The sequence below is a fragment of the Bacillus sp. AFS088145 genome (assembly GCF_002564465.1).
Taxonomy (GTDB): Bacteria; Bacillota; Bacilli; order Bacillales; family Bacillaceae_G; genus Gottfriedia.
In genome coordinates this window covers 65091-84993 of the sequence record NZ_NUUX01000019.1, presented here as the reverse complement: position 1 = coordinate 84993, position 19903 = coordinate 65091, and the positions used below count along the sequence as shown (strand labels likewise).

The 19903-nt window shown below is 33.6% G+C and carries 18 protein-coding genes and 1 other annotated feature; of the genes, 14 read left to right on the top strand and 4 right to left on the bottom strand.

Going from position 1 to position 19903, the window contains the following annotated elements; translation table 11 throughout:
* Nucleotides 1-153 precede the first annotated feature (153 nt).
* Nucleotides 154-1710 (bottom strand): stage V sporulation protein B, encoded by a 1557-nt coding sequence (gene spoVB / locus COI44_RS13180; RefSeq protein ID WP_098428371.1) that lies wholly within the window; start codon nucleotides 1708-1710, stop codon nucleotides 154-156.
* A 156-nt stretch (nucleotides 1711-1866) separates the two neighbouring features.
* Here spoVB and COI44_RS13175 point away from each other — a divergent pair, with 156 nt between their 5' ends.
* From COI44_RS13175 to COI44_RS13115, 13 genes are all read left to right on the top strand, one after another.
* The gene (locus COI44_RS13175) at nucleotides 1867-2145 is read left to right on the top strand and encodes a post-transcriptional regulator (RefSeq protein ID WP_069035158.1); all 279 of its coding nucleotides are present in this window, start codon (nucleotides 1867-1869) and stop codon (nucleotides 2143-2145) included.
* Between the two features lie 102 nt (nucleotides 2146-2247).
* Complete coding sequence (gene secDF, locus COI44_RS13170; protein ID WP_098428370.1) at nucleotides 2248-4485, top strand: protein translocase subunit SecDF; 2238 nt, start codon at nucleotides 2248-2250, stop codon at nucleotides 4483-4485.
* A 135-nt stretch (nucleotides 4486-4620) separates the two neighbouring features.
* On the top strand, nucleotides 4621-5532 hold the full coding sequence (locus COI44_RS13165) for a cation diffusion facilitator family transporter (protein ID WP_098428369.1): 912 nt from the start codon (nucleotides 4621-4623) through the stop codon (nucleotides 5530-5532).
* A gap of 39 nt (nucleotides 5533-5571) precedes the next feature.
* Entirely contained in the window at nucleotides 5572-7923 is a 2352-nt protein-coding gene (gene recJ / locus COI44_RS13160; RefSeq protein ID WP_098428368.1) for a single-stranded-DNA-specific exonuclease RecJ, read from the top strand.
* Complete coding sequence (locus COI44_RS13155) at nucleotides 7923-8435, top strand: adenine phosphoribosyltransferase (RefSeq protein ID WP_098428367.1); 513 nt, start codon at nucleotides 7923-7925, stop codon at nucleotides 8433-8435. The genes recJ and COI44_RS13155 overlap by 1 nt, the downstream gene beginning before the upstream one ends.
* A 162-nt stretch (nucleotides 8436-8597) precedes the next feature.
* Nucleotides 8598-10793, top strand: coding sequence for a RelA/SpoT family protein (locus COI44_RS13150; protein ID WP_098428366.1), 2196 nt, complete (start codon nucleotides 8598-8600; stop codon nucleotides 10791-10793).
* Between the two features lie 15 nt (nucleotides 10794-10808).
* Nucleotides 10809-11249, top strand: coding sequence for a D-aminoacyl-tRNA deacylase (gene dtd / locus COI44_RS13145; protein ID WP_098428365.1), 441 nt, complete (start codon nucleotides 10809-10811; stop codon nucleotides 11247-11249).
* A gap of 133 nt (nucleotides 11250-11382) precedes the next feature.
* Nucleotides 11383-11562: a hypothetical protein gene (locus COI44_RS13140; protein ID WP_098428364.1), complete on the top strand. Its 180-nt coding sequence runs from the start codon at nucleotides 11383-11385 to the stop codon at nucleotides 11560-11562.
* A gap of 471 nt (nucleotides 11563-12033) precedes the next feature.
* The gene (locus tag COI44_RS24195; protein ID WP_088013656.1) at nucleotides 12034-12207 is read left to right on the top strand and encodes a hypothetical protein; all 174 of its coding nucleotides are present in this window, start codon (nucleotides 12034-12036) and stop codon (nucleotides 12205-12207) included.
* A 71-nt stretch (nucleotides 12208-12278) separates the two neighbouring features.
* Nucleotides 12279-12506 (top strand) — a binding site (T-box leader).
* 66 nt (nucleotides 12507-12572) lie between these two features.
* Entirely contained in the window at nucleotides 12573-13838 is a 1266-nt protein-coding gene (hisS, locus tag COI44_RS13130; protein WP_098428363.1) for a histidine--tRNA ligase, read from the top strand.
* Between the two features lie 19 nt (nucleotides 13839-13857).
* Complete coding sequence (gene aspS, locus COI44_RS13125) at nucleotides 13858-15627, top strand: aspartate--tRNA ligase (RefSeq protein WP_098428362.1); 1770 nt, start codon at nucleotides 13858-13860, stop codon at nucleotides 15625-15627.
* Nucleotides 15628-15792: 165 nt separating this feature from the next.
* Nucleotides 15793-16560: a tRNA threonylcarbamoyladenosine dehydratase gene (locus COI44_RS13120; protein WP_069035148.1), complete on the top strand. Its 768-nt coding sequence runs from the start codon at nucleotides 15793-15795 to the stop codon at nucleotides 16558-16560.
* 94 nt (nucleotides 16561-16654) lie between these two features.
* Entirely contained in the window at nucleotides 16655-16900 is a 246-nt protein-coding gene (locus tag COI44_RS13115; protein ID WP_098428361.1) for a hypothetical protein, read from the top strand.
* Between the two features lie 67 nt (nucleotides 16901-16967).
* Here COI44_RS13115 and COI44_RS13110 read toward each other — a convergent pair whose 3' ends face one another.
* Together COI44_RS13110 and COI44_RS13105 are read right to left on the bottom strand one after the other, a co-directional pair.
* A complete protein-coding gene (locus COI44_RS13110) occupies nucleotides 16968-17183 on the bottom strand; it encodes a hypothetical protein (RefSeq protein ID WP_098428360.1) in 216 nt (71 codons plus the stop codon).
* A 99-nt stretch (nucleotides 17184-17282) separates the two neighbouring features.
* On the bottom strand, nucleotides 17283-17708 hold the full coding sequence (locus COI44_RS13105) for an SANT/Myb-like DNA-binding domain-containing protein (protein ID WP_098428359.1): 426 nt from the start codon (nucleotides 17706-17708) through the stop codon (nucleotides 17283-17285).
* A gap of 139 nt (nucleotides 17709-17847) precedes the next feature.
* On the opposite strand from COI44_RS13105, the gene COI44_RS13100 reads away from it, so the two are divergent.
* Entirely contained in the window at nucleotides 17848-19137 is a 1290-nt protein-coding gene (locus COI44_RS13100; RefSeq protein WP_098428358.1) for a replication-associated recombination protein A, read from the top strand.
* A gap of 43 nt (nucleotides 19138-19180) precedes the next feature.
* Here the strand turns inward: COI44_RS13100 and COI44_RS13095 are convergent, their stop codons facing one another.
* Entirely contained in the window at nucleotides 19181-19813 is a 633-nt protein-coding gene (locus tag COI44_RS13095) for a DUF2306 domain-containing protein (protein ID WP_098428357.1), read from the bottom strand.
* Between the last annotated feature and the right edge of the window lie 90 nt (nucleotides 19814-19903).

The window sequence follows — 19903 nt, the reverse complement described above, 5'->3', positions numbered from 1 at the left end:
TGGAAAGCGAGCATCCTGTAGTGGAAATCAACCTCAATCAACTCCTTTACGAAAATTTGATAACTAGTTTACAAAAGTGTTTTTCAACAGAGTGAAACCACAAAGAGTACATTAATTACTTTGTGGTTTTGTTTTGGTCTATTCTATTGTCAATTATCTTGTAATTAGCTTTTTAAAGAATGGGATTCGGATGATCTCATCTTTCTTAACTAGGTTAAATAATAGAATTAATAAGATATACATTAATGTAACAACAGAAATACTAGCTAAGGTTTGTACTAATAATGAAGATGAAAAAACTACATATTCTTTGATGAATTTTCCGACATAAATACAAATTCCTAAAATGATTAGACAATAAACGTAATCTTTAACAAAAATTGAAAAGTTGATCGCCTTTAATACAGTGAAATAGTGAAGAACTGTTATCGTTACAATACTAATATTCATAGCTAAGGCAACACCGTTTATACCGAACTTTGGATTTGTAGCTAGTAATAAAATACTAGCGATTTTAACGACTGAACCGACAAAGCTATTAATCATAGCTGAATTTGCAAGATTAAGTGCCTGCAATACAGCTTGTAGTGGTCCCTGGAAATAGTAAAAAATAAAGCAAGGTGCTAAAAGTAATATAAAATTCGTAGCTTGGTCACTTTTGTACATTAGTGTTAAAATCGGGGAAGCAAATACATATAAAATAACAACTGACCAACCACCAGCAATCATTGAGTAGCGTAGTGCTTGCTGCAATCTTCTTTCAACAGTTACACGATCTTTTTTGGCCATTGCTTCGCTAATCGCTGGCACAAGTGAAGTAGATAGTGCATAAGTAATAAACGCTGGTAAAAGTAATAGAGGTAAAGCGTAACCTGCAAGTAATCCATATTGTTTAGTTGCAACAGCTGCGGTTACCCCTGCAATCGCTAAACTTTGTGAGACAACGATTGGTTCTAAAAACATTGATATTGAACCAATTAAACGACTTCCAGTTGTTGGTAATGCAATACTTAATAGGTCGCTAAGCGTTTTTCTTCCATCTTTAATATTGTTCTTAAATCCTGAAATGAACTTTGCATTTTTTTCTTTCTTAAAAACATAAAGCATAAAAATTAAAGAAGCTAATTCTCCTAATACAGAAGAGATAATGGCGCCACTAGCGGCAAATTCAACTCCATATGGTAAAAAAGTTTTAGTACAAACTGCAACTAGTACTATACGAACAACTTGTTCAATAACTTGGGAAAAGGAAGAAGGTCGCATATTCTGTACGCCTTGAAAATATCCTCGTAAAACTGATGAGATTGCGATAATTGGAACAACTGGAGCGATGGCAATTAATGGGTACATAGTCCTTGCGTCCGTTAATAAGTTTTTAGCAATGAAAGGGGATAAAAAGATCATTGCTGTTGTAAAAATAATACTTAATATGCCAGTTATTGACATTGAAACAGCTAAGATCTTTTTTATCCGATCTTGTCTATTTTGAGCAACTGCTTCTGCAATTAATTTTGAGATGGCAATTGGTAGGCCAAGCTGTGTAAGCGTCATGACCAAAAATAGTGTCGGGACTGCCATCATAAATAATCCTACGCCTTCTTCACCCATAATTCTTGCTACAACAATGCGATTAAAAAATCCTAATATTCTTGTGATGAGCCCTGCAATAAGTAAAAAAAACGTTCCTCTTAAAAACGTTTGCTTTGTCATTACTTTTACCACCTTCTCAAACAGCCTAGAATGATTTACAATTATATATATGCTAGAAATGTAGGCAAGCATGACAAGTTAGTTCAACATCTAGGAAATGAATATGAAGGTCTAAAGTCATTTTTCTAAAAATACAGAAAATTAGGAGGGAAGAGTATGTCGACTTTTCATCAACAAGCTGCAGAATTTAAACCTAAGCTACAGGTAGTAATTGAAAGTAAATTGGATGAATTTAGAATGCTTGGATTCGATACTGTCAGTGAGGATGATTTATGGGAATGCCTCGAAAGAACCTTATGGCGAAAGAAAGAGGATGAACCAAAGCTTTTTCAACTGGTAGAAGACATACTCTCATTAACTGTAAACGATTATATGAATTATATTCGAATCGAAGCATTTAAATCACCTACTTGGCAGTTTGGGGAGTCAGTTTAACCATTAATTGACAATAAAAAAATTGCATTTGTATAATATAAGAATGAAAACATACCATTTTCGTACTAGAACTTGAACTAGTTAGAGGAGGAAATTCACAACATGGTGAAGCGTAACAGGATTGTTGCCTTCTTCTTAATTATTGCTGTATTAGCAGCAGTAATCGGCACAACTGTATTTGGTACTGCGAAAAATATTAAGCTTGGTCTGGATTTACAGGGCGGGTTTGAGGTACTTTACAAAGTTAAGCCGATTAAGAAAGGCGACAAAATAAACAAAAATGTATTAGTAAGTACAGCAAAAGCTCTTGAAAAACGTGTAAACGTTTTAGGAGTAAGTGAACCAAACATTCAAATCGAAGGGAAAGATCGTATTCGTGTTCAATTAGCTGGTGTAAAAGATCAAGCTAAAGCACGTGATATTCTTTCTACGGAAGCGAACTTAACAATTCGTGACGTAAATGATAAGGTTCTAATGACTGGAGCGGATTTAAAAGAAGGCGCTTCAAAGCAAACATTTGACCAAATGGGTAAACCTAGTGTATCAATCACATTTAAGGATGCTTCTAAGGTTAAAGATGTTACAAGTAAAGTGTTAAAAATGGGTGCTCCAAATAATATGATGGTTATTTGGTTAGATTTCAAAGAAGGACATGACTCTTTCAAAAAGGAATCTGCAAAAGCAAAACCTAAATTCTTATCTGCAGCTAGTGTAAATCAAGTATTTACAGACGATTCACTTTCTATTGTAGGCTCAACATTTACGGTTGAAAGTGCAAAAGAACTATCAGACCTATTAAATGCAGGGGCACTTCCGGTACACCTTGATGAAATGTATTCAACATCAATTGGTGCAAAATTTGGTACAGATGCTCTGCATGAAACAATTTTTGCTGGAATAATTGGTGTAGCAGTAATTTTCTTATTTATGCTTTATTTCTATCGCTTACCAGGTTTAATCGCAAGCATCATGTTAATGGCATATACTTATGTAACATTACTAGTATTTGACGGCATGAATGCTGTATTAACACTTCCGGGTATTGCTGCATTAATACTTGGTGTTGGTATTGCGGTTGATAACAATATTATCACTTTTGAGAGATTGAAGGATGAGCTAAAACTAGGAAAATCAGTTGCATCTGCGTATCGTGCAGGTAATCAGCGTTCATTTGGAACGATTTTTGATGCTAATATTACAACTTTACTTGCTGCTGTAGTATTGTTCTCATTCGGTACAAGCTCAGTAAAAGGATTTGCTACAAGTTTAATTGTAAGTATTTTAGTAAGCTTTTTAACTGCAGTATTCGGTACACGTTTATTACTTTCTTTATTAGTTCAAAGTCGTTATTTAAATAATAAGAAAACATGGTTTGGTATCAAACAAAGTGAAATTCTTGGTTTAAATCATAACCTAGCACATCCTCCTACAAAATATGATAAAATCGATTTTGTAAGCGTAGGTCGAAAATTTGTTTATTTTTCAATTGTTACATTAGTTGTCGGTGTTATCCTACTTTCTATTTTCCGATTAAATTTAGGAATTGATTTTGCAAGTGGTACACGTGTAACATTTGAATCAAAATCAGCAGTTACAAAACAAGTCGTTAATGATGAAATTTCAAAAATGAACTTGAAGCCTGAAGGTATTACTATTTCAACAAATGATGCAAAAACAGGTTCAATCGTATTTAAAGGCGTATTAACAAAAGATCAAATTAATGATTTGAAAAAAGATTTTACGACTAAATTTGGGGTAGAACCAAACGTAAGTACTGTTGATCCAGTTGTTGGTAGAGAATTAGCAGGTAATGCCATTAAAGCATTGATTATCGCGTCAGCAGGTATCATTCTTTACGTATCATTACGTTTCCAATTCTCATATGCAATTGCTTCAGTAATTGCCCTACTACATGATGCATTCTTTATTGTTGTAGTGTTTAGTATTTTTAGATTAGAAGTAGATATTACTTTCATCGCAGCGGTTCTAACGATTGTTGGTTATTCAATTAATGACTCGATCGTTACATTTGACCGAGTTCGTGAAAATATGAAGCTTAAGAAGAAAATTCGTTCTAGAGAAGAATTGAAACAAGTTGTAAATGAATCAATTCGTCAAACTTTAGGCCGATCTGTTAAAACAGTTCTTACTGTACTATTAGCAGTACTTGCATTGCTTTTATTCGGAAGTCATGCAATTCTTAACTTCTCACTTGCATTATTAATAGGTTTAGTTGTTGGAACATATTCTTCAATCTTTATCGCTTCACAAATTTGGTTATTTATTAAAGGTCGCCAACTTGATAAAAACCAAGTAATTGATGTTGAAGAAGCTAAATAAATTAAAAAGAGTATAGGCTCATGCTTATACTCTTTTTTTGTATTAAATTCATTATGATTTGAAGATACTAATATAATGTGTTAATAATGATTAGTGTATTTTTTAGAGTTAGAAAAAGGGAAGTAGGTAAAGTATATGGAACAAGAAGAGCGTTATAAGGAAGCCAAGAAGGGGGCTTATATCGGAATATATGGAAATTTACTTCTAGCAATTGTTAAAGCAATTATCGGATATATTGGAAACAGTAAAGCGTTAATGGCCGATGCAGTACATTCAGCGTCAGATGTGGTCGGTTCGATAGCGGTTTTATTTGGTTTAAGAGCTGCGAAAATGCCACCGGACGAGGATCATCCTTATGGCCATGGTAAAGCTGAATCAATCGCTGCAATTATTGTTGCCGTACTTTTATTTATCGTTGGAATTGAAATAACTAAATCCTCTATAACTGCGTTTTTTAAGCCCGTGCATCCACCAGAATTAATCGCTTTATTAGCAGCTTTCATATCTATATTTTTAAAAGAATGGATGTTTCGTTATAAATATGCTTTAGGGAAAAGGTTAAATAGTGACGCAATCATCGCTAATGCGTATGAACATCGCTCAGATGTATACTCATCTGCTGCAGCTATGGTTGGTATTGGTATTGCAATTCTAGGTACAAAATTTAATATGCCAGTACTATTATATGCAGACCCAGCGGCTGGTCTTATTGTAGCAATTATGATTTTAAAAATGGCCTGGGATATTGGAGCAGAATCAATACATACGACAATGGATCATGTCCTTCATGAAGAAGATATTGAACCATATAAAGAAATCGTTAGGAACGTAGAAGGTGTTAAAGAAATAAATTCTCTCTATGCAAGGGAACACGGCTATTATGTCATAATCGATATAAAAGTCTCAGTAGATCCATATATAACGGTTGAAGAAGGACATAAGATCGGTAAAAATGTTAAAGCAAAGTTGATGCAACAAAAAGATGTGGAAAATGTTTTTGTCCATATTAATCCATATAATGATAAAAATAACTCTTTCATCCAATAAGTTTACTTTAGTATAATAGTACAGTTAGGGGTGAGAGTATTGTTAAAGTCAAAAGCACGTTGGAAACCGAAATTATCGAATCACCAAGAAGAGCAATTATTAAGTAAAGAATTACAGATTTCCCCTCTATTAGCTAAGCTACTTGTTACTCGTGGATTTAATACAGTAGATGCAGCAAGTAAGTTTTTATATGAAGATCAAATGAGCTTTCATGACCCGTTTTTATTAGAGGGTATGGATATTGCAATTGACAGAGTATTTCAAGCGATTGAAGAAAATGAAAAAATATTAATTTTTGGCGATTATGATGCAGATGGAGTTAGCAGTACTTCAGTATTGTATTTAACATTAATCGAACTAGAAGCAAAAGTAGATTTTTATATACCAAATCGTTTTACTGAAGGGTATGGTCCAAATAAGAATGCATTTAAATGGGCGAACGAACAAGGTTATTCATTAATCATTACTGTAGATACAGGTATTTCTGCAGCTGAGGAAGTTAATTTTGCAAATGAACTAGGTATGGATGTAATTATTACAGACCATCATGAACCACCAGAGGAATTACCAAACGCTATTGCAATTATTCATCCAAAGCTAAGTCCTAGCTATCCTTTTAAAGAATTAGCAGGTGTAGGAGTTGTGTTTAAATTCGCTTCCGCATTATTAGGTAGGGAGCCAGAGGAATATTTGGAACTAGTTTCGATTGGGACGGTTGCTGATTTAGTACCATTAGTTGATGAAAATCGACTAATCGTAAAAAAAGGTGTAAGGCAACTGAAGCAAACTAAGCGTGAAGGTTTAAGAGCTCTTTTAGAAATTAGTGGAACTACAACAGATTCAATTACGGAAGAAACAATTGGATTTGCAATTGGTCCTAGAATTAACGCAGTTGGTAGACTTGGTGATGCTAAGCCTGCAGTAGATTTAGTTTTAGAAAATGATAGAGCACTTGCTAAAAAAAGAGCAGAGCAAATTGAAATCCTAAATAAGGAACGACAAGAATTAGTTTCCCGTATGACAGAAGAGGCAATTAAGCAAGTTAACGAACTTGATTCCTCTTGTTCAAATAAAGTGATTATTGTCGCAAAAGAAGGCTGGAATGCAGGGGTAGTTGGAATTGTTGCTTCGAAATTAGTTGATCGCTTTTACAAACCAGTAATTGTTCTAAGTATTGATCACGAAAAAGGAATAGCAAAAGGTTCTGCGAGGAGCATTGAAGGTTTTTCTCTATTTGAAAACTTAACAAAATGTAAAGATATTTTACCTCATTTTGGAGGTCATACACTTGCTGCTGGTATGACATTGGCTATTGAAGATGTCGAGCTATTGAGACATCGTTTAAATGAATATGCAGATCAAATTATGACAGATGAAGATTTTATCCCATTAAAAGAAGTCGATTTAAAATGTCAGGCTAGTGAAGTTTCAATCTCATTTATTAATGAATTAAATATGCTGGCACCTTTTGGTATGCATAATCCAAAACCTGTTTTAGAAATAAACGAGGTTGATGCTCTAAATATTAAACAAATCGGTAATGAAGGTGCACATCTTAAAGTACAACTAAAAGATGACGTTACATTCCTTGATGCTGTAGGATTTGGATTTGGACATGTTGCGAATGAAATTGCAAGTGGATCAAAAATATCATGCTTAGGAATGGCTTCTATAAACGAATGGAATGGTAAACGAAAGCCACAGTTAATGATACATGATATTAAAGTAAATCATTGGCAGTTATTTGACTTAAGAGGTCAAGAGCCACATCGATTAACTTTACCTCATACCGAAGAAAAATTTATATTTTTACATCAATCATCAAACGAATATGAAAATTTAAAGACTAAATATCCTATTTCTACGTTTGTTGCATATGAAGATGTACTAAACTTAGATATTAATATACAAAATAATTATGTGATCCTACTTGATTTACCTAATTCTGAAAATGATTTGAAAGAGGTTTTTCGAAAAGGGTTATCAGAACGAATCTACTTAATTTTTAATCAAGAAGAATTACATTTTTTCTCACCAATTCCGAGTAGAGAAAGTTTTAAAAAATTCTATTCAATCTTAGCAAATACCAATCCATTTGATATGAACATGTATGAAGTGGCTTTATGTCGTAAGATGGGATGGAAAAAAGAACAAGTCGATTTTATGACAAAGGTGTTTTTTGATTTAGAATTTGTTACAATAGAGGATGGAAAAATTCGTTTGTTGCCACAAACTGAGAAGAAAGATCTCTCTTTATCTAATACGTATGCAAAAAAATTAGCTAGTATTGAACTAGAACGTTTGTTTCTGTACTCAAAATGTGATGAATTAACTACATTTTTTCAAAATATGAAAAGTCATTTTTCCGAAAATGGGGAGGCACTTATTTAATGAATTTAAAAGATTATATAACGATCGTACCGGACTGGCCAAAAGAAGGCGTTCAGTTTAAAGATATTTCATCATTAATGAATGATGGAAAAGCTTATAAAGAAGCAACGGATCTAATCGTAGCTTATGCGAAAGAAAAAGATGTTGATTTAGTAGTTGGACCAGAAGCTCGTGGATTTATCGTTGGTTGTCCAATTTCTTACGCTCTAGAAATAGGTTTTGCACCTGTTCGTAAACCAGGTAAATTACCTCGTGAAGTTATTAGCTACAACTACGATTTAGAATATGGTACAAATACGTTAACAATGCATAAAGATGCGATTAAACCAGGTCAACGTATTCTGATTACTGATGATTTATTAGCTACTGGTGGTACGATTGAAGCTACAATCAAACTAGTTGAAGAATTAGGTGGAATTGTAGTAGGAATTGCTTTCTTAATTGAGCTTTCTTACTTAGAAGGTCGTAAAAAATTAGAAGGCTATGATATATTTACACTAATGACATATTAATTTTTAACATATGATAATGTTAACTAAACAGGGTACTCTGATTAATCAGAGTGCTCTTTTTCTATCAAAGATCTGCAAAAAAAAATGAAATTTGACGACTCCTGCTTTACAAAAAACGAAATTTTCATGATAATAAAAGAAATAATGATTTAAGGTGATTAGATGGCTACTGAGCAAGTTTTGACAGCAGAACAGGTTTTAGAGCAAGCGACCCATTATTTAAAAGAAGATGATGTGGCGTTTATTAAACGTGCTTATGAATATGCTCGTGACGCACATAGTGAGCAATTTCGTAAGTCAGGTGAACCATATATTATACACCCGGTTCAAGTAGCAGGTATCCTTGTTGGCTTAGAGATGGATGCTACAACCATTAGTGCTGGGTTTCTTCATGATGTAGTAGAGGATACTGAAGTATCTAAAGAGGACTTAGAGAACCATTTTGGCAAAGAAGTATCTATGCTTGTAGATGGTGTAACAAAGTTAGGTAAAATCAAGTTTAAATCGAAGGAAGAACAGCAAGCTGAAAATCATCGCAAAATGTTTGTAGCGATGGCACAGGACTTGAGAGTAATATTAATTAAATTAGCCGATCGCCTTCACAATATGAGAACGTTAAAACACTTACCTCAAGAAAAACGTATGCGAATTGCAAATGAAACGTTAGAAATATTTGCACCGCTAGCTCATCGACTAGGGATTAGTAAAGTAAAGTGGGAGCTTGAAGATACAGCATTACGCTATTTAAATCCACAACAATACTATCGAATCGTTAACTTAATGAAGCGAAAAAGAGCAGAGCGTGAGCAATATTTAGAAGAGGTTATAAACGAAATCTCAACTCAACTTGAAGATGTCGAAATTAAAACAGAAATTTCTGGACGTCCTAAGCATATTTATAGCATTTATCATAAAATGGCTAAGCAGAATAAACAATTTAACGAGATCTATGACTTATTAGCCGTACGTGTGATTGTTAATAGTATTAAAGATTGCTACGCTGTATTAGGCGTAATTCATACATGCTGGAAACCAATGCCAGGTCGATTTAAAGATTATATTGCAATGCCTAAGGCAAATCTGTATCAATCTCTTCATACGACTGTAATTGGTCCAAAAGGTGAACCACTGGAAGTTCAAATTCGTACTCAAGAAATGCATCAAATTGCTGAATATGGTGTTGCAGCACACTGGGCATATAAAGATGATAATGCAAACTTTCCTTCACAAAAAACGTTAGAAAATAAATTAAGTTGGTTCCGTGAAATTATCGAATGGCAAGATAATTCTACAAATGCAGAGGAGTTCATGGAATCAGTAAAAATGGACTTATTCTCTGATATGGTTTTTGTATTTACTCCAAAAGGTGATGTTTTTGAATTACCACTAGGATCTGTTCCAATCGATTTTGCTTACCGAATTCACTCTGAAATCGGAAATAAAACAATTGGTTCAAAAGTAAATGGGAAAATGGTACCACTTGATTATAAACTTAAAACCGGTGATATCGTTGAGATTATGACATCGAAGCATTCGTATGGACCTAGCCAAGACTGGTTAAAGGTCGCTCAGTCTTCACACGCTAAAAATAAAATACGTCAATATTTTAAAAAGCAAAGAAGAGAAGAGAATGTTGAAAAGGGCAAGGAATTAGTTGAAAAAGAAATTAAAGCTCTAGAATGTGATTTAAAAGAAGTATTAACGTCTGAAAATTTAAAACGCGTCGCAGAGAAATTTAATTTCTCTAATGCAGAAGATATGTATGCAGCTGTTGGATACAATGGAATTACTGCAACACAGATTGCTCACCGTTTAACAGATAAATTCCGTAAACGTACTGAAATTGAGCTAGAAGACCGATTAAGAGAACTTTCTTCGGATCTTAAAAAAGCTCCATCACGTCGTAAAGATGCTGGTATTTCTGTAAAAGGTGTAGATAATTTATTAATCCGTTTATCAAAATGCTGTAATCCTGTACCTGGTGATGATATTGTTGGCTATATCACAAAAGGCAGAGGAATTTCAGTTCATAGAAGCGATTGTGTAAACATGTTAAATGATAGTGAAGAAGATCGCTTTATTGAAGTTGATTGGGAAGAAAGCCCTACGTTTGAACGTGATTATAATGTTGATATAGAAATTTTCGGTTACGATCGTCGCGGTCTTTTAAATGAAGTTCTTTCAGTAGTAAATGAAACAAAAACTAATATCTCTTCAGTAACTGGAAAAAATGATCGAAATAAAATGGCAACTATTACAATGAGTTTGTCTATTCGTAATATAAACCACCTGCAAAAAGTAGTGGATAAGGTTAAACAAATTCCAGATATTTACTCTGTGAGACGTATTTTCCACTAATAGGAGGTGCCACTTATGAAAGTATTATTACAGCGCACAAAAGAAGCAAAGGTCGTAGTGGACGGACAAGTAGTAGGTCAAATACCTAAAGGGTTATTATTGTTAGTCGGAATAACGCATGAAGACACTATAGAAGATGTTAAATATTGTGCTGACAAAGCAGTTAATCTAAGAATTTTTGAAGATGAACTCGGAAAAATGAATTTATCTTTAAATGATGTAGGTGGCAAGATTCTATCCGTTTCTCAATTCACCTTATATGGCGATACGAGAAAAGGAAGACGTCCAAGCTTTACAGATGCAGCCAAGCCAGAAATCGCAAATGAATTATACGAATATTTTAATTCATATCTACGTGAACAAGGATACGAAGTACAAACAGGCATTTTTGGTGCAGATATGGATGTAACATTTACAAACTGGGGACCAATTACAATTATGATTGAAAGTAAATAAGCCCATTCTTAACCTCCTTTTCCAAAAAGGAGGCATTTTTTTTGGATAGAATAAATTATTAAAATAATAACTTCATTTAGCGAATATACTGAAGTACACGGGTTCTTATAAAGAATTTAGAGGAGGTTGCTATTTGGACATAATTACAATCGTGTTAATCCTTATTGCTGGTGTAATTTTGTTTACAATCCTCAAAAGTTTCTTTAAAGCACTTTTATTTGTTATATTAATCATCCTAGTTTATTACGGATTAATCTATTTCATAGACGGATCAGTTGAAAGCATTCAATCTAGTTTAAGAATATTTCATTAGACCATGGTGTGTACCATGGTTTTTTTAGTTGTAATGAGAATGTCGGATGTAGTAAATAATAACCAGAATGGCAAATAAAAACGTGGGATCGCAAATAAAAACCGAGAATCGCAATTAAAAATCGTGGGATCGCAAATAAAAACCGAGAATCGCAAATAAAAACTGAGAATCGCAATTAAAAATAAGAAATCATAAATAAAAACTGTTATTCACCATTAAACTTAATAGATTTATGAAATTATCAATAAAATCATCATATTGTACTAAATAAAATCTACTCTCAATAAAATCCACACCAAAACTACTTAAATTTAATCAAATTCCACCTCGTTTTGTCTGAATCCATAGAACCAATTTAAATTGCTTAATCCAGCATAAAACTTGCCTAAGTTCAAAAAAGTATTTTAATTGTTTAATCCATTAATTATTTGGACATCCTATATAACAACATACTTGGAAGGAGACTGCAGCATGAGAATAAATAATCGTAATAGTCTAGGATCAGGTAGAAAAGGTGTCTTGAATATGGATTTTCATGAGTTTCAAAATAGGGGACAAGAATCCAATTCATTAGAGATGGCAAGTGAGTTTGGTTTAACTTTAAGAGAAGTGCGTGATTTAAAAAGACAGTTGGAGCGTTCGTAAAAAAATTTTAACTGTTCTTGACATTTGTTGTATCCGAACGTAAGATATTAAATAACATATTGATACATAGTAACATTCCATAGACGGAGAAAAGTAGGATAGGATCTCTTGTAGAGAGAGGAAGTGCCGTGGCTGAGAGCATTTCCACAAGTAGACTATTTGAAAGACACTCCTGAGGCTTTATTCTGAACGATTTCTAGTAAGGATAAACGTAATCGGCGTTAACGATGAAAGTGGGAGAACAGTTTATTGTTCTTCAATTAGGGTGGCACCACGGGCTTATAACTCTCGTCCCTACTGTTTTTATTTCAGTAGGCACGAGGGTTTTTTGTATTTATAAAGGTTATTATTTAGGAGGATTTACAATGTCGATTAATATCCCAAGAGGTACTCAGGATCTTTTACCTGGCACGATTGAAAAATGGCAGTATATTGAAAAGTTTGCAAGAGACTTATGCAAACGATATAACTATAACGAAATTCGTACACCAATCTTTGAACATACTGAATTATTCCAACGTGGTGTTGGAGATACAACGGATATTGTTCAAAAAGAAATGTACACATTTACTGATCGTGGAGATCGTCAATTAACATTACGTCCAGAAGGAACTGCTTCAATCGCTCGTTCTTATGTTGAAAATAAAATGTACGGAAATAGCAATCAACCTACTAAGTTGTACTATATCGGTCCTATGTTCCGTTATGAACGTCCACAGGCTGGTCGCTATCGTCAGTTCGTACAATTCGGTATCGAAGCTTTAGGTAGTAACGATCCTTCAATCGATGCAGAAGTATTAGCTCTATCAATGGAATTATATCGTGGTCTTGGATTGAAAAATGTTAAGTTAGTTCTTAATAGTTTAGGTGACTTAGAAAGCCGTAAAGCACACCGTGAGGCTCTTGTGAATCATTTTAAACCGGTAGCACATGAGCTATGTAGTGATTGTAATAATCGTTTAGAAACTAATCCATTACGTGTTTTAGATTGTAAAAAGGATCACGATCATCCTTCGATGAAGACAGCACCATCGATTTTAGACTATTTAAATGAAGAATCTATGAACTATTTCGAAGCCGTTCAATCTTACTTAACAGCTATGAAAATTCCGTTTGAGATCGATGCAAATTTAGTACGTGGTTTAGATTATTATAATCACACTGTTTTTGAAATCATGATAGAAGGTAAAGGATTCGGTACAATTTCAACTTTAAGTGGTGGTGGTCGCTATAACGGATTAGTTGAAGAAATCGGCGGTCCTAATACTCCAGGTATTGGTTTCGCATTAAGTATCGAGCGTTTAATATTAGCTCTTGAAACAGAAGGAATCGAACTTCCAATTCAACAAGAAATGGATGTATTCCTAATTGGACTTGGAGAAGAAGTGAAAAAAGAAGCGACGGCTATTTTATATCAATTGCGTAAAGCTGGTCTTGTTTGTGAGAAAGATTACCAAGATCGTAAAATAAAAGCGCAATTCAAAGCAGCGGAACGTTATAAAGCAAAATATGTAGCGGTTCTAGGTGAAGAAGAATTATCTCGTGGAGTCATTAATTTAAAAGACCAAGAGACTGGTGTACAAGAAGAAGTTGCATTAGACATCTTTGTAAAATACGTAAGCTCTAAATAAACAAATGGGGGAATTGAAAATGGAACAACGAACGCATTTATGTGGAGAACTAAGAGAATCACATATCGGTCAAAGTGTAACGCTTAAAGGATGGGTACAAAAAAGACGTGATTTAGGTGGATTAATTTTTATTGATTTACGTGACCGTTCTGGACTTGTACAAATCGTTTTTAATCCTGAAACTTCAGGTGAAGCTTTAGCTCTAGCTGAAACTGTACGTAATGAATTTATTCTTCACGTTCACGGGAAAGTAGTATCTCGTGGTGAAGGTACAGCTAATACAAATCTTGAAACGGGAGCCATTGAAGTTACTGTCGAAAAGCTTGAGATTATTAATAAAGCTAAGAATCCTCCATTTGCAATTGAAAATAAAACGGAGGTAGCAGAAGACCTTCGTTTAAAATATCGTTATTTAGATCTACGTCGTCCAGTTATGTATGACACATTTAAGTTACGTTCAAAAATTACAAAATCAATTCGTGATTTCTTAGATGGTGAAGACTTCTTAGAAGTTGAAACCCCGATTTTAACAAAGAGTACACCAGAAGGAGCTCGTGACTATTTAGTACCTAGCCGTGTACACCCAGGTGAGTTCTATGCATTACCACAATCACCTCAAATTTTTAAACAATTATTAATGGTTTCAGGATTTGAACGCTATTTCCAAATTGCACGATGCTTTCGTGACGAAGATTTACGTGCTGACCGTCAACCAGAATTTACTCAAATAGACATTGAAACAAGCTTCCTTTCTCAAGAGGAAATAATGGAAATGTCCGAAAGAATGATGGTTAAAATGATGAAGGAAACAAAAGGTGTTGACCTAGTTACTCCACTTCCTCGTATGAGCTATGATGAAGCGATGACTCGCTACGGTTCTGATAAGCCTGATACTCGTTTCGGATTAGAGTTAATTGATGTTTCTTCTTTTGCAAAAGAAAGTGGATTTAAAGTATTTACTTCAGCTGTTGAAAACGGTGGCCAAGTAAAATGTTTAAATGTAAAAGGTCAAGCAGCAAATTATTCTCGTAAAGACATCGATGGTCTTCAAGAATATGCTGGTCGTTATGGAGCAAAAGGTCTTGCTTGGTTAAAACTTGAAGAAGATGGTTTCAAAGGTCCAATCGCTAAATTCTTTAGTGAAGAAGAATTTGCTACATTAAAATTAGCTGTAGAGGCAGAAGCAGGAGACTTAATTTTATTCGTAGCTTCAGATGCTTCAGTAGTTGCAAATAGCTTAGGAGCACTTCGATTAAAACTAGGTAGAGACTTAGATTTAATTGATCAGTCTAAATTCAATTTCTTATGGGTTACAGACTGGCCATTACTTGAGTATGATGCAGATTTAAATCGTTATTTTGCGGCACATCATCCATTCACTTCACCTGTTCGTGAAGATATTGATAAGTTAGATACAGATCCAGGTAGTGTAAAAGCTCAAGCTTATGACTTAGTACTAAATGGTTACGAGCTTGGTGGAGGATCAGTTCGAATTTACGAAAGAGACATACAAGAAAAAATGTTCAAATGCTTAGGATTTTCTGAAGAAGAAGCACAAGCGCAATTTGGTTTCTTAATGGAAGCATTTGAATACGGAACTCCACCACATGGCGGAATTGCGCTAGGTTTAGACCGTATTGTTATGCTACTTGCAGGTCGCTCAAATTTACGTGATACAATTGCATTTCCTAAAACAGCATCAGCAAGTTGCTTATTAACAAATGCACCAAGTCCAGTTTCTTCTGCACAATTAGAAGAATTAGCGTTAAAAACAACTGTAGAAGAGTAAAATAAAAAGGAAGGGTGAAGGAATTAATTTTCTTAATCCTTTCCTTTTTCTTGTTGAAGGATTAATAAAAATTCTGTTTTTCTTTAATTCAAGCTTGATGTAAATAGCTTGCATCATGTATATTTAAATCATTGTAATCTGATTAAGATAGTGGGAGTTGAATAAATGTTACACCAATTTTCTCGTAATGAGCTTGCTTTTGGTAAAGCGGGTTTAGAGCGATTACAAAACAGTACGGTAGCTATTTTAGGTATTGGAGGCGTTGGCTCATTTTCTGCAGAAGCTTTAGCGCGTTCTGGAGTCGGACGTTTAATACTAGTGGATAAAGATGTTATTGATATTACAAACGTGAATAGACAAATTCATGCTTTATTATCAACAGTTGGAGAGCCTAAAGTAGAAATGATGAAGCAACGTATTCTTGAGATTAATCCTGAGTGCGAAGTAATTACACATAGAATGTTTTATACAGAAGAAACATTTGAAAAGTTTTTCGAAATTCCATTAGATTATGTAATTGATGCTTCTGATACAATTACATATAAAATTCACTTAATTAAAGAGTGTCGTCGTCGTGGAATTCCACTTATTTCAAGTATGGGTGCTGCTAATAAGATGGATCCAACTCGATTTAAAATTGCTGATATATCAAAAACAACTCACGATCCTATTGCAAAGGTTATTCGAACTAAACTTCGCAAAGAAGGTATTCAAAAAGGAGTAACAGTTGTCTATTCAGATGAAAGTCCTATTGTTATTCGTGAAGATGTACGTAAAGAAATCGTACCAGATGAAAATACAAAAATTCGTAAGGCAAAAATGCCACCGTCTTCAAACGCCTTTGTACCATCAGTTGCTGGATTAATCGCAGCTAGTCATGCAGTTCGTGAATTAATAAAGGACATTGAAATTCAGCGTGTAGGAAAAGAATAACGAATACTCAAACATTGCTGACTGTAGGAATTAATTTCCTACAGTTTTTTTATTTATTAATGTAAAAACTACCTTCAATAGGAGGTGTTTGAAGTTGAATAGAGCCTTGAAAGTATTTTGTACTTTCGGATTATCATTATCAATATTAACTGCTTGTAATAGTACAAGTGACGTGGAAAAAGATTCAAAACAGCATCATGTAGATAATTTATCCAATCGGATTAATGTTAAGTATAAAAAGAAAAATAATGTTGTCGAGAAAAATGGTAAGGTTGGCAAAGATGGCGTCGTTAACGATATGGAATCGATTGAAATGAATAAACGTAAGCCTAATAAATAAAAAAAACCCCCAAATTATTGGGGGTTTCAGTCTGCTCAGACACATTGCCGTATAGGGTAAAAGGGAATTACATATTTAAATCATTCTCATTTTTAGCTCTATTATGTCTTCTCACAAATTGACGTCCAATTAGAGAAATAACTAATAGTCCAACTACAAGAAGGAGAATTTGGAGAAATGATAAGTTAAAGTATTTAGCACCGGTAACAATTAAAAGTGTAGATAACGTACCTTTAATAATAAAAAATATAATAATCCATAAACCGCCTTTTTTCCAATTCATTTCATTATACTCCTTACTATTGCTTGCATTTTGTTACTTCATTATACAATAGTACAAGTGTTAATATACTGTGAATGTTTTACATTATTTTGTCCAAATTTACTCTGTTAGATTGATCAATACATTTTGTTTCTTTTGGATTAATGTTTTTAGATTAACAATTTTTTTATTTAAATTTTCATTTTCAAATTTTAATTTAACTACTCTTTCTTTTAACTGCTTATTTTCCTCCGAAGCTTGATGCTTTTGTTCGAAATTCATTAAGAATTGGATGACCATTTCAATATTCAGTGAAGGAGGATTTATAGGCTTATTTAAAACTTCTTTAGGTTTGTTCATTTCTCTAAATTGATCTTTTGATAGTTTTCGGTACCTAGAAGCACATGCTGTCTTTGTCCGATTAATAATATTTGCTACCATTTCAAATGCTTCTTGTTTCGATTTACCTTTACTTTCGTATTTTTCAACTAGTTCAATTAATGTGTTTTCATCTTCAAGTGACCATTTTGTTTTTGGGGCATTCATTTTTTTCACCTTCTTTATTTCATCTATTATTATCTTCACCAAATAAATTGTTAGTAAAAAGAAATATTTACGGGGTGCAGATGAAAAATGTTTCCAATTCAATTACAATAGTAAAAAGAGTTATAAAGGAGGGAGAAAAATGAGTCATGAACCTCTAGCATATCGTATGAGACCAAGGACGATTGATGAATTAATTGGTCAGGAAAAAATTATCGGAAAAGAATCAGCCTTATATCGATTAATACATAACGGACGAGTTCCTTCAATGTTAATACACGGGGAACCTGGAATAGGTAAGACATCATTTGCCCATGCAATAGCTGGTACTGTTGATAAACGTTTTGTCACTGTAAATGCGACTACTTCTGGTAAAAAAGAACTTGAGGATATCGTTCATGAAGCGAAAATGTTCGGTGAGATCATTCTTTTTGCAGATGAAATTCATCGTTGGTCAAAGCTGCAACAGGATTATTTATTATCATATGTAGAAAGCGGGTTTATCACGTTAATTGGGGCAACAACTGAGAATCCATACCACGATGTTAACAGTGCAATACGCTCTCGATGTAACCACATTTTAAAATTAGAACCGCTTTTACCAAAACATATTTATAAATTATTAGATAAAGCCTTAAGAGATGAAGATAGAGGATTAGGGAATTTGCAAATTCAAATTTCAGAGGAACAAATTTTAAAAATTGCTCATGGAGTAAACGGAGATGCAAGATCATCATTAAATATTTTGGAGTCAATTGTATACGGATCAACAAAAGAGTCTGATGGAACAATTGTAGTACAAGATGAAATTATTGATGAATTTCTTCGTTCAAAAGGTTTTAATCATGATAAAAATGGAGACTTTCATTATGACACATTGTCTGGTTTCCAAAAGAGTATTCGTGGAAGTGATGTAAATGCAGCACTTTATTATTTGGCGAGGCTCATTGAAACGGGCGATTTAACTAGCATTATACGAAGATTATTAGTGATTGCTTATGAGGATATCGGATTAGCCGGCGATCCATGGAAGGTTGTCCTGGCTTGTGAAGCCGCAAAGCAAGTTGGATTTCCTGAAGCAAGGATTATTCTTTCAAATGCAGTAATTGAGCTTTGTTTATCATCCAAATCTAATTCTAGTGTAACATCAATTGATCGAGCATTAAATGATGTAAGAAGCGGACTACATGATGATATCCCAGCACATTTAAAAGATAGTCATTATGCTGGAGCGAAGGATATGGGGCATGGGATAGGTTATATTTATCCGCATGATCATCCTTTAGGTAATTTTGGCGGGTGGGTAAATCAACAATATCTTCCAGATCGATTAGTAAATCAGGTTTACTATAAACCAAAAGAAGCAGGTAACGAAAAACGTTACGGGGCTATTTTTGAAAAACTACAGCAGTTTAAGAAAGATCGAAAGTAATACTTTAAAAAAAGAGAAGGTAGATTCAAGCGAGATTTTTCGCTTATTCTACCTTCTTTTTTAAAATGATCCACTCAATTATGATTAAATTTATTAGTAAACCTACCCATATATTAACATTTAGGGCTTCCTCAACCATTCGCTCTCTTCCACCAGGTATATGCAATCCATTTAGTAAAAAGTAGGCTAATAATATAAATGGCACTAAAACTCGACCACTTACTGCTACTAAAGTGATCCCAAAACTTCGAGTCATCCAGAATTGGTGAGCAATGTAATTTTTCTTCTTAGCGCTATGAATACCTTTAATTGTAGTGAAAATCCAAAGTATAGCTAAAACAAGAAAAGACATTACTTTTGAAAAATTTTCAATATAAAATATTACGATCAATGACAAAATGCCACTTATAAAAATGCTAGTAAAGTAAATAGTTCCAATTATTCGATGGATTCTCGGATAACGAGATCTAATCTTTTTTACAAACTGTAAGAATCCTGCAATTAAAGCAATAAATGCAAAAAAGATATGTGTAATTAAAGCAGGGTATTGAATTGAAGTTGAACTAATTTGGATACGACTTTTCTCTGGATCTATAAGAAAATAAGGAGCCATAAATGGAACAATAACACAAAGCGAAATAATTAATAAAATCCACCAACTTTTTTTAGAATTCATAAATTAACCTGTCCCCCGATATTTAGTTTGATATTAAATAATTTAGTTTGAAATTTAATATGTAATTTAGTATCAAAACCTTAAAGTAAT